The sequence below is a fragment of the Rhodococcus sp. R1101 genome (genome assembly GCF_000278445.1).
Lineage (GTDB): Bacteria > Actinomycetota > Actinomycetes > Mycobacteriales > Mycobacteriaceae > Rhodococcus > Rhodococcus gordoniae.
Map to the genome: position 1 here is coordinate 1 of NZ_AJVB01000100.1, position 10,666 is coordinate 10,666.

The 10,666-nt window shown below is 65.6% G+C and carries 8 protein-coding genes and 2 pseudogenes; 4 read left to right on the forward strand and 6 right to left on the reverse strand.

Features of this window, described 5'->3' with window-relative positions:
- The 3 genes from R1101_RS0109235 to hutC all read left to right on the forward strand — a co-directional run.
- Window positions 1-2,267 (forward strand): NAD-glutamate dehydrogenase domain-containing protein (locus tag R1101_RS0109235; RefSeq protein ID WP_016933157.1); only part of this gene is annotated, 2,267 nt, incomplete at its 5' end.
- A gap of 41 nt (window positions 2,268-2,308) precedes the next feature.
- Window positions 2,309-3,199: an HpcH/HpaI aldolase/citrate lyase family protein gene (locus tag R1101_RS26260; RefSeq protein ID WP_051017508.1), complete on the forward strand. Its 891-nt coding sequence runs from the start codon at window positions 2,309-2,311 to the stop codon at window positions 3,197-3,199.
- A gap of 61 nt (window positions 3,200-3,260) precedes the next feature.
- Window positions 3,261-4,016, forward strand: a complete 756-nt coding sequence (gene hutC, locus R1101_RS0109245; protein ID WP_016933159.1) for a histidine utilization repressor — start codon at window positions 3,261-3,263, stop codon at window positions 4,014-4,016.
- A 191-nt stretch (window positions 4,017-4,207) separates the two neighbouring features.
- Here hutC and R1101_RS26265 read toward each other — a convergent pair.
- A pseudogene (locus R1101_RS26265) lies at window positions 4,208-4,756 on the reverse strand (IS701 family transposase); the annotation flags it as partial.
- Between the two features lie 90 nt (window positions 4,757-4,846).
- Here R1101_RS26265 and R1101_RS30000 point away from each other — a divergent pair.
- Window positions 4,847-5,647: pseudogene (locus R1101_RS30000) on the forward strand (IS5 family transposase).
- A 359-nt stretch (window positions 5,648-6,006) separates the two neighbouring features.
- Here the strand turns inward: R1101_RS30000 and R1101_RS29220 are convergent.
- The 5 genes from R1101_RS29220 to R1101_RS0109275 all read right to left on the reverse strand — a co-directional run.
- On the reverse strand, window positions 6,007-6,642 hold the full coding sequence (locus R1101_RS29220; protein ID WP_157179134.1) for a LuxR C-terminal-related transcriptional regulator: 636 nt from the start codon (window positions 6,640-6,642) through the stop codon (window positions 6,007-6,009).
- A 21-nt stretch (window positions 6,643-6,663) separates the two neighbouring features.
- Window positions 6,664-8,637, reverse strand: coding sequence for a hypothetical protein (locus R1101_RS29225; protein WP_157179135.1), 1,974 nt, complete (start codon window positions 8,635-8,637; stop codon window positions 6,664-6,666).
- A 196-nt stretch (window positions 8,638-8,833) separates the two neighbouring features.
- Complete coding sequence (locus R1101_RS0109265; RefSeq protein ID WP_016933163.1) at window positions 8,834-9,079, reverse strand: hypothetical protein; 246 nt, start codon at window positions 9,077-9,079, stop codon at window positions 8,834-8,836.
- Between the two features lie 209 nt (window positions 9,080-9,288).
- Window positions 9,289-10,281 carry a hypothetical protein gene (locus R1101_RS29230; RefSeq protein ID WP_157179136.1) on the reverse strand — a complete coding sequence of 331 codons (993 nt, stop codon included), beginning with the start codon at window positions 10,279-10,281 and terminating at the stop codon, window positions 9,289-9,291.
- Between the two features lie 51 nt (window positions 10,282-10,332).
- The coding region (locus R1101_RS0109275) for an IS256 family transposase (protein WP_016933165.1) at window positions 10,333-10,666 on the reverse strand (334 nt) is incomplete at its 5' end.

Here is a 10,666-nt window from a genome sequence, read left to right on the forward strand (position 1 = left end):
GCGACGCCGACGCCGACCGCGCGGCCCTCCGCGAAGCGGGAATTGCCGGATACCGCATGTTTATTCGCAGTCTGCTGGACCTGACGGACAACATTGATCGCAGCACCGGAGCCGTGGTGCCGGCGCCGGGAGTCGTCCGCCACGACGGGGACGACACGTACCTGGTGGTGGCGGCGGACAAGGGCACCGCGTCGTTCTCCGACATCGCCAACGAGGTCGCCGCCGAGTACGACTTCTGGCTCGGTGACGCCTTCGCGTCCGGTGGATCGGTCGGCTACGACCACAAGGCGATGGGCATCACCGCTCGCGGTGCGTGGGAGAGCGTCAAGCGCCGGTTCCGCGAACTGGGTGTCGACTGCCAGAACGAGGACGTCACGGCCGCCGGAATCGGGGACATGAGCGGTGACGTGTTCGGCAACGGGATGTTGTGCAGCAAGCACATTCGCCTCGTCGCGGCGTTCGACCACCGGCACGTCTTCCTGGACCCGGATCCGGACCCCGCGACGTCGTACGCGGAGCGAGAGCGACTGTTCGCACTGCCACGCTCGTCGTGGGCCGACTACGACCGGTCCCTCGTCAGCGCGGGCGGCGGCGTGTGGGACCGGACGACGAAATCCGTCCCGATCAGTGAGGAGGCGCGGCGCGTGCTCGGACTCGCCGACGACGTCACGGAGCTGACGCCACCCGAGCTGATCCGCGCGATCCTGCGCGCCCCGGTGGACCTGCTGTGGAACGGTGGCATCGGCACCTACGTCAAGGCGTCGACCGAATCGCATGCGGACGCCGGCGACAAGGCGAACGATGCTGTGCGCGTGGACGGGTGCGACGTGCGGGCCCGCGTGGTCGGTGAGGGCGGCAACCTCGGTCTGACGCAGGCCGCGCGGATCGAATTCGCCCGCACGGGCGGACGCGTGGGCACCGACGCGCTCGACAACTCGGCCGGAGTGGACTGCTCCGACCACGAGGTCAACATCAAAATCCTGATCGACGACCTGGTTTGCTCTGGGAATCTGGACGCGGCCCAGCGGTCGCAGCTGCTCGCGGCGATGACTGACGAGGTGGCAGTACTAGTTTTGTCGGACAACGTATCTCAGAATCAGTTGGTGGGCACCGCGCTTGCGGACGCGTCCGAAATGTTCGGTGTGCATGGACGACAGATCAAGGCCCTCGAGGGCGCGGGTGCCCTCGACCGCGCGCTCGAGGTGCTGCCCGACGCCAAGGCGATCGCCGCGCGGCAGCGAGTGGGTGAGGGCCTGACGGCGCCGGAATTGGCGATGCTGATGGCGCACGTGAAGCTCGAAGTGAAGAGCTCACTGCTGGCCGGCGATCTGGTCGACCACGACGTGTACCTGCCGATCCTGCGCGAGTACTTCCCGACGCCGCTGCGCTGCGAACACACCGACGCGATCGACCGACACCGTCTGCGCCGTGAGATCATCGCGACCGCGCTGACCAACCGGGTCGTCGACCACGGCGGCATCACGTACGTCTTCCGGCTCGCCGAGGAGACCGGCGCGACGGCGAACGACGCGGTCCGGGCGTTCAGCGTCGTCAGCGAGGTGTTCGAGCTGCCCGGCCTGTGGTCGCGGATCGCGGCCGCCGACGTGCCGAGCGCAGTCAGCGACGAACTGGTTCTCGTCACCCGGCGGCTGCTGGACCGGGCGTCGCGCTGGATGCTGCACCGCCGGCCCCAGCCGCTCGCGGTGGGTGCGGAGATCGGACGGTTCCGCGATCGCATCGAGCAGGCCTCGGCCCACCTCGAGGAGTGGCTGGTGGGCGCCGACCGCACCAACCTGCGCGACCGCACCCGCGCGATTGCCGAGCGCGGTGCCCCCGAGGACCTGGTCCGCGACGTGGAGCTGGCCCTCGATCGCTTCGGTCTGCTCGACGTGGTCGAGATCGCCGACCTGGCCGAGCGCGACGTCGCCGTCGCCGGTGCGCTGTACTTCCGGCTGTGCGAGCGCGTCGGGCTGGTTCCGCTCCTCAACGCGGTCTCGGCGCTGGGCAAGGAGAGCCGGTGGGACGCGCTCGCCCGGCTGTCGCTGCGCGACGAGCTGTACGACAGCGTGCGGGCGCTGACGCTCGACGTCCTCGCGCCCGCCACTCCCGACGACGACACCGACCAGATGATCGCCGACTGGGAGCAGCGCAACGAGTCCCGGCTGCGCCGAGCCCGAGGCGCGCTCGCCGAGATCTCAGCGTCCGGTCAGCGGGACCTGGCCGCACTGTCCGTCGCATCGCGTCAGCTGCGGCGGATGGTCGGCTGAGCCGTACGTTCCCGCCCACCTGAGGAAAGGTCGTCACCACCATGAACCCCTGCCCCGCCGGTTGTGCCCTCGACGCCGTCTCCCCCCGAGACGCGCGTTCGTGGCTGTTGGTGTCCGGAACCCGCACCCGCGAACTCGAGGACCGGGGATACGGCGCCGACGCCGTGGTTCTCGATCTCGAGGACGGCGTCGCGCCCGCCGAGCGCGCCCGCGCCCGCGACGACATCCACGACTGGGCGGTGCGCGGCGGGCGGGCGTGGATCCGCGTGAACGCTGCCACCACCGCCGATTGGGGCGTCGACCTCGATTTCGCGGCGCGGTGCCCGGGGATTCTCGGCGTCGTGCTCGCGAAGACCGAGTCGGCCGAGCAGGTGGACGCGACGGTGGCCCGGCTCGGCGGATTCGACGGGGGCCTGATCGGCCTCGTCGAATCCGCCACCGGGGTGCTCGAAGCGGTCTCGATCGCCCGCGCGAAGTCGTTGACCCGGTTGGCCTTCGGCAGCGGCGACTTCCGGCACGACACCGCGGCGACGGACGATTCGGCGACGGTCATGGGCGCGCGGACCCACCTGGTGCTGGCCAGCCGGTCGGCCGGTCTCCCGGCCCCGATCGACGGACCGTCCCTCGCGTCCGACGTCGACGGGCTGCGCGCCTACTGCCGCCGATCCCTGGCGACCGGGATGGGCGGCATGCTCTGCGTGAAACCCGGCCACGTTCCGGTGATCGACACCGAGTTCGCGCCCAGCCCCGACGACGTGCAGCGCGCCCGGGAGCTCCTGGCGCGGCCCGCCGACAGCATCGACGGCAGTTACCTTCCCCGGCTGCGCGCGGCGGAGGCGATTCTCGACCGCGCGCGGACCTATCGGATCGACGTCGTCGAACCGGACCCGGCGCGGTCGATCGAAGTGGGGACCAAAGGCGCTGATCGGTAGACTTCATAGGCCGAGTCGGCGTACGAATCGGTAGGACTTCTCGAGGGAACGGGTGCAGCGGATGGCAGTGGTTGACGTCGACGCGGAACTTGCCGCGCTGTTCGGCGAGGCCGGCGGCGAGTCCGTGCCTGCGTACGAACGGGTCAAGAAGCTCGTCGCGGAGCAGATTCGTTCGGGCCGTTGGTCGGAAGGTGATCAGCTGCCCTCCGAGCACCAGTTCGTCAATGCCTTGGGTCTGTCCCGGATGACGATCAACCGGGCGCTGCGCGAGTTGACCGGTGAGGGGCTGATCGTCCGCATGATGGGCATCGGCACGTTCGTTGCCAGCACCAAAACCCCGTCCCCGCTGTTCGAGGTGAAGAACATCGCCGACGAGATCCAGGAGCGCGGGCACCGGCACCGCACCGAGGTCATCTTCCTCCGAGAGGAGGAAACCGACCACTCCCAGGCCTTTCTGCAGGACGCGGTAGGGACCAAGATGTTCCACTCGGTGCTGGTCCACTTCGAGGACGACAAGCCCATCCAAGTCGAGGATCGGTTGGTGAACCCGGCCGAGGCGCCGGACTACCTTGACCAGGACTTCACCACCCTCACACCCAATGACTATCTCAGCCGCGTCGCCCCGCTCGTGCGTGGCGAGCACGTCGTCGAGGCCGTCCTTGCGAGCCCTGAGGAGTGTCGGCTGCTGCAGATCGACCGCGGAGAACCGTGCCTGTTGATCCGCCGCCGCACCTGGTCCGAGCACGGCCTGGTCAGTGCGGCGCGGCTGATTCATCCGGGGTCGCGCAGCCGTCTTGAAGGGGCGTTCAACCGCTAATAATGCAACGACAGTTTGTGATGTTGTCGTTTGTAGTGGCTGGCGCGGGCTCTGGCTTGGCTGATGCGCCGCCAGTTCGACCAGTGCCACAGGTGAGCGAAGATATGCCGAACGGGACAAGAGATACGATTGAACAGTCGTCGAATCGCGTGACCGTCAGCGGAATCAGCTGACCGGAACCAGCTGAAGACCCCCTTGTGGGCGTCTCGGCGCAGGATCGTCAAGAAGGCCGCCGCGGCCATCGACAGGGTGACGTGCCGGTACCAGGCGGTGTAGCCCCGGACCTGGTAGTGGTCGAGTCCGGTCTCGTTCTTCGCCGTCTGGAAGCACTCCTCGATTGCCCGCCGACTGCCGGCCACCCGCACCAGCTCGGCAAGCGGGGTGTCGGCGGGGCCGTAGCAGATGTAGTAGGCGATCTGCTCCGGGTCGCCGGTCGAGCGGCGGGCCAACAACCAGTGGCCTCGGCCGGGTTCGCGCAGCGGCCGGATCGGGACCGCGGCCCCCTCGTAGATTCGCGGTCCGTGGGCGCCGTCGCCGCAGGACAGTCGTTGCCACGCCGATGCGTCGAGTTCGGCGACCACGGTGTGGGCACGGCGCTGACGTAGCTGCATCGAGATCACCATCTGCGTTTTCGGCACCGCCAGCACGTGCGCTACCCCGCGGGATTCGAGCCACATCCACAGCCGGCCGACCTGTCCGTAGTCCTCGGCGGCGGTGATCCACCCGAACGGGGTATCGGCATAGGTACAATCTCGGTCACAAACTGTCGTTGCAGTATTAGAGCATGCCTCTTATGAACCTAGGTTATTTGTGCGGCATAATGCACTGCCGTGGTCGACGCGTTGTCTTTGCGGCTGGTACCGGATGCGTTGTGGGAGATCGTCGAACCGCGACTGCCTGGGTTCTCGCCGCGGCCACAGGGTGGCGGACGGGCAGCGATCGATGATCGAGCCGTGTTCACCGCTATCGTCTACGTGCTCACCAGCGGGTGCGCGTGGCGACACTTGCCACCGTCGTTCGGAGTCAGCGTTCCGACCGCGCACCGCCGCTTCACCACCTGGGCTTGCGCCGGGCTCTTCGACGAGCTGCACCATCAGGTCCTCGATCGGCTCGGCGCCGACGGGGACCTGGACTGGCCTGCCCCATCGCCGGACCCGCCAGCTCTCATGAGGGGGCTCTCTGACCGGTCCCAGCCCGGTCGACCGAGGCAAGAACGGCTCGAAGATCCACATCCTGTCCGACGCCGACGGTATCCCGCCGGTCACGGCGGTGATCTCGGCGAACGCCCACGACAGCGTCATGTTGCAGCCGATGGTCGCTGTGATTGCGGCGGTGCGTTCGCCTCGTGGTCCGCGGCGCCGCAAGCCCGGCCGGTTGCGGGCGGACAAGGGCTACGACGATCCCGTGCACCGCCGGTGGCGGCGGGCCCGCGGCATCGTCCCGCGCATCGCCCGGCGCGGTGTCGACAGCAGTGAGCGTTTGGGTCGGTACCGGTGGAAGATCGAACACCCTGGCGTGGGCTGAGCGGCTACCGGCGGCTGACCATCCGCTACGAACGTCACGGCGAGCATTTCGCTGCTTTTCTCTCACTCGCCACCGCGTTGACCTGCTTCAAGAAACCCACCAAATGAGACATTCTCTTAGCTATGGCATTGCACAAAACCTGACGACAGCGCCATTCGGCCGCATCGAATCCTACTCAACGACAACGCACAACCAATATTCTGCGATTCGCACCCCCAATGACGGAGTGCTTCTGTACCCTTTCGCCTCGGAGTCGTCTCCGTGTGCCTGTTTCCTGTAACACCGGTGGCCTTATGGACTTGAGGAAGTGGACTCGCCACCACCATCGCCACGCTGAGGAGAGCATCACGTGATCGGTGGTCAGGTCGTCTTCGCCTCCGTAGTGAAGTGTCCGTCGAGCAACCGCAGTTCACGCGCTCGGATGAGTGCTTCGGTGGCGTTGTGCACATTGAGTTTGCGGAGAACGCTACGGAGTTGCGTTTTTGATGGTGTTGGGCGAGACGAACAAGGTAGCCGCCAGGTCTTTGCGCTCGACTCCACGATCGAGCTGGACGAGTACTTCACGCTCCCGCGGGGAAAGCACGATCTCGGCCACCGCGTCGGGAAACATCGAATCCCGGAGTTCTTTGGGCACAGCAGTTCCCGCCATCTCCCCCAACTGCTGCCTCGCCGCTAAGGATACGGTCATCCAGGCGCGCTGGTTGCCAAGGGTCTCGGCCAGTGCGATCGCGCGCGTCCAGGCGCGCACAGCGCCGCCGGGCTCGGAGTGCAGGCACGCAATTGCCTCGATCAGCAACGCCTCGAGGTGAGCGCGCAACCATCGGCAATCCGGCCAGGAGATTCGGGTCAGGACAGCGCGAGCGGTGTCCGGATGGCCGGTGAGCAGCTCGACGCGCGCAGCGGCCACCACGACCAGCGGATGGCCGGTGGTATCGCTCTCGGCTATCGCGCGAGCGAGATTGCCGTTGCCTAAGGCCAGGTGCAGGTCGATCTCCGCGGCGGTGAGCAGAACGTGGGACGCTGCTCCCTGTTGGTGCAGGCTGCGGTGTCCTTCGATAATCCTGTGCAGCAACGTCAATCCGGTGTACGCGTTACCAGTCACCAACGCATGCTGGGCGTGTGCTTAGGCGACCAGACCCCATAGTTCTTCACCTGCCACCGGAACATCGAGCAGGTCCAGAAAGGCTTGCGCACGATGGGAGTCGAGTCGGTCCAGGTGCAGCAGCACGTTCGCCACTCGACCGCCGACTCGGATCATCTCGTCCCAGTACCCGACGCTGGTGTCGACTCGAGCTTCGGCCGTGAGCCAGTGTTCGGTGCGCGCCAGGTCCCCGAGCAAGGCCCAGTTCGCCGCCAGGCTTCCGGCGGCGTTGAGCACGACGAAATCGAAGCCGGCGGTGAGTGCATCGCGGTAGGCGAGTTCGAACTGGGCGGTCGCGGGAGCGAGATCGCCGGCCAACTGCATCCCGATTGCCCATTGCAGGCGAATGGTCGGCAATTGCGTTGTGACATTGTGGGGTTGAGATACCAGCATGGCCTCCACCAGAGACACCAAGGCATCGGCCCGCTCGCTGGCTTCGTGCAGGCTCCCCGCCATCCGCAGCGCGATAGCCTGCACCACACCGACGTGCAGCACGGTGGCAGCGTCCTGGCCTGTGGCAATCTCGGCCAACTCGTCCGGGTCGGAAGGAACTGCGGTGTGCAGCATTGGGTGACCGGCCAGAGTGTTCACGAACAGGGCTTTGCCGGCCGCAACGCCCGGATGCGCGGCAGCCACCTCGTCAGGCACCACTCGCAGCATGTGCACCAGTGTGTCGAAGTGGTCGGCAACCAAATGACTCCAGTGCTCATCGATGAGGTGCACGGCCCTGTCCCACTCGCGGGCATCGAGGGCGTATGCAGCGGCATCGGCATAGCGGCCCTCAGCCAGATGCTGATCTGCCAGACGGATAAGAACGGAGTCGACGTGTCCGGGCCGTTCCCGACGGGCCCGGTCGAGCACTGCGTTGCGTACCGCGGCGGGCCAGGACCAGCTGCGCTGTACGCCGTCGAAGTCCCCGATCATGAGCCCTGCCGTCTCGAGCTGCTCGAGTAATTCCTCGCACGCGGAGTATCCCGTCAGCGTCTCAGCCTCGACCGCTGTGCATGTTCGGGTCATCACCACCTCGGTCACGAATCCGCGGGCTCGCTCGTCGAGACGGCGCAGTCGGGTCTCGATGTAGTCCTCGATCACCTTGTCCACGGCCGGCACCAACCGCCGGTTCGCATCGACCGGCGCGACCGGAGCTATCTGCAACATCGCGACCGCGTCGGCCACCAAGGACGGCACACCCCCGAGGACCTCGTGCAGTTGCGCGCACCGGTCCCCCCCGAACGGCAAATGCTTCGACCGGCACAGTTCGGTCGTCTCGGCGGCGGTGAAGCACAATTGCTGCGCGCTCACCCACCGGCAGTCGATGCCCCGCAACGTATCCGTCTTGGGCGGCACGATAGTCCCGTGCACCGTGACCACCGCAATTGCGCTCGGGCGACGCTCGAGTATCTCCGCAACCACCTCGAGCACCGCAGGCGCTTGTGCCGACGGCACCCCGGCCACCACGACCACACACCGTAAATTGTCGCCGGCACGGACAAGGATTTCCTCGTGCCATCGTGACTGAGTCCACAGGGCGGTATCTGTCGCTTCATCAAGGGCGTCCACCCAGATCACATCGCGGTCTGATGCACCTCCACCATGGACCCAACTGGCAAGCAGGGTGCGTTTGCCGAACCCTCGTGGAGCATGCACCACAGTTAAACTTGCGTGCTGCTCCAGCACCGTGAACAGCCGGGGCCGCGGGACCGCGTCGACCACCGAACGTGAAACCGGCACAACAGATCTGACACACGCAGCGACCACCAGGACATCCCTTTCCTCGATACCCCGCAGCGCCCCGCCGCCACTTTCAACAACTATCAATACGTCAATGTTGTACTCGAGCACGACCCGAATGCCGCAAACATGATCAACAACACCCCAAGAGTTCTCGATCCCCATTCGGGAGCCGAACATCAGAGCAGCGGCCGCGTACCGCACACAGCTGATCGTCGCGGGCATGGTTCCTGGTTCCACCGCAGCCGCTGAGATTCGACCAGTTATTTCGTGCATCCAGCAAGGTGGCAGTCCGATGCGAACACAGCCTCGACAAAGATGGCGCCAGATGGTATCGAGAGCCGAAGGCCTGTTCGACAACGGATTTTCCACCCACGAGGTCGAGAAGATCTGTGCGGCAACTACAGCCACATATGACCCGTCAACGGGGTGGACGAGTCACATCGGCAGGGGACTCGGGTCGGTATCGAGACAGCATTCGCCTTTGCGCCGTGACATTCTCGGCCAGCACCACTGCCGTGAGCAACAGCACGGCTCCCAGAAGAAGCATCGCTATCGGTAGAGCCGCCAGTTCCCAAGCCGACCAGAACGATACATCGGTAATCTCTGCCACCGCCGCGCATCCCGCGATGATCGTGCCCGCCCCGATCGTCACCACCACAATCATCCCGGCGGTGTATCGAATTGCCCGTCTCATCCCACTCTTTCTGCACTCGATTTAGGTGATGTGTTACTCCATGCACAGGTGCGTCCATACTCGCGTACCTCGCGTTACGGTGAGAGGACACGTCACTGCACGAGAATCGGCAGACTCGATGGCCCTGACCTGCTGAAACTGCACCGCACCGGTTCGTTCGGAGGGTCCGGGAACTGTCATTAGGGATAGCGGAAGCCGATCGGTGCTGCACCCCGGCCATAGACGGGTCCGAGCACCGGGTCGATCAGATCGAGATCATTCACGATGGGAGCATCGGCGGTCACTTCGAGGTATTGCAGCACGAACGACTGGTCGTCGAGCACTGCGTAGCGTCCCGGAAGTAGTCCGGTAAATCGGAAAGCCCCCTCGTTCGTGGTGGTCAGACTGCGGTCGATATGCCGGTGACAACTGTCGACACCGACCAGGATCAGCTGGGTGTGCGCTGGTGCTGTACCAGCGATGCTCACACGAGCCGGCCCCTCAGCAGTGGTGTCGATGACACCGTGTTCGTCGAGCGTGGCAGCCCCGGAAGCCGGGGCGCAGATCGTAGCGGGAATCATCGTCCATTCGCGACGTTCGAGTTCCTGACCACCGAGGTCGTACAGTGTTGCGGCCATATCATCAGTGCCGGATTCGAGATGATCAACGACAGTAACCGGAACGCGACGAACCTCGCCGTTGTCGATCCGCCCCAGAGTGCACCGCAATACGGTGCGTGTCACCGGCGACGCCTGCGGAAGGGTTGCGGCATCCGGGACGTCGAGAATTTGTTCTTCGAGGACAGACTCGCGGCCGCATTCGTCGGGAAATCCGGTGATACGTCCGGCAGTTCCGGTCGCGATCACCACCTCGTATAGTCCCTCTCGTTGTGGGGAGACGCGGATCGTGTACTGCCCGGTGCGAGGATCGACCTCTGTGACCATGTTCTGTGGCTGCGCCGGCGCGGCCGTGGGTAACAGCACCGCCGCCGCGAGCGCGATACCGGTGGTGACCACCGGCTTGCGGGCATGGTTGCGCGACAACAATGAGGTCATCACAACGCTTCCTCTCCGTCCATACTCTGCCCGGAAAGTGGCGGTCCGCCGCCTTTCCTCTGAGACTCCCTTCACTGTGTCCAGGAAAGTCCTCCCATGAGCGAGTTGAAGGGGTGAACAGCGGTATGAAATACGCATATGGAGGTCAAGTCCTCAGAAGTGGTGTAACGCTGCGTGACCCCGTAGGTCTCAGGCGCTGAGTGCAGGCATGGTGTCCGCTCCCATCTCGCTGTCGGTATCGACGACGGTATTCAGACGGCATCGGGCCAGCACGTCAAGGCCGAGATAACGCCGGCCTTCGAGCCATTCGTCGGTCTGTTCGGCCAGCACCGCACCGACCAGACGGACGATCGCGTCCCGATTCGGGAAGATCCCCACCGCGTCGGTGCGGCGCCGGATCTCCTTGTTCAGCCTCTCGGTGGGGTTTTTGGACCAGATCTGACTCCACACGTCCTTCGGAAAGGCGGTGAACGCGAGGATGTCCTCCCGGGCCTGCCCGAGATGCTCGGCCACCGCGGGGAGT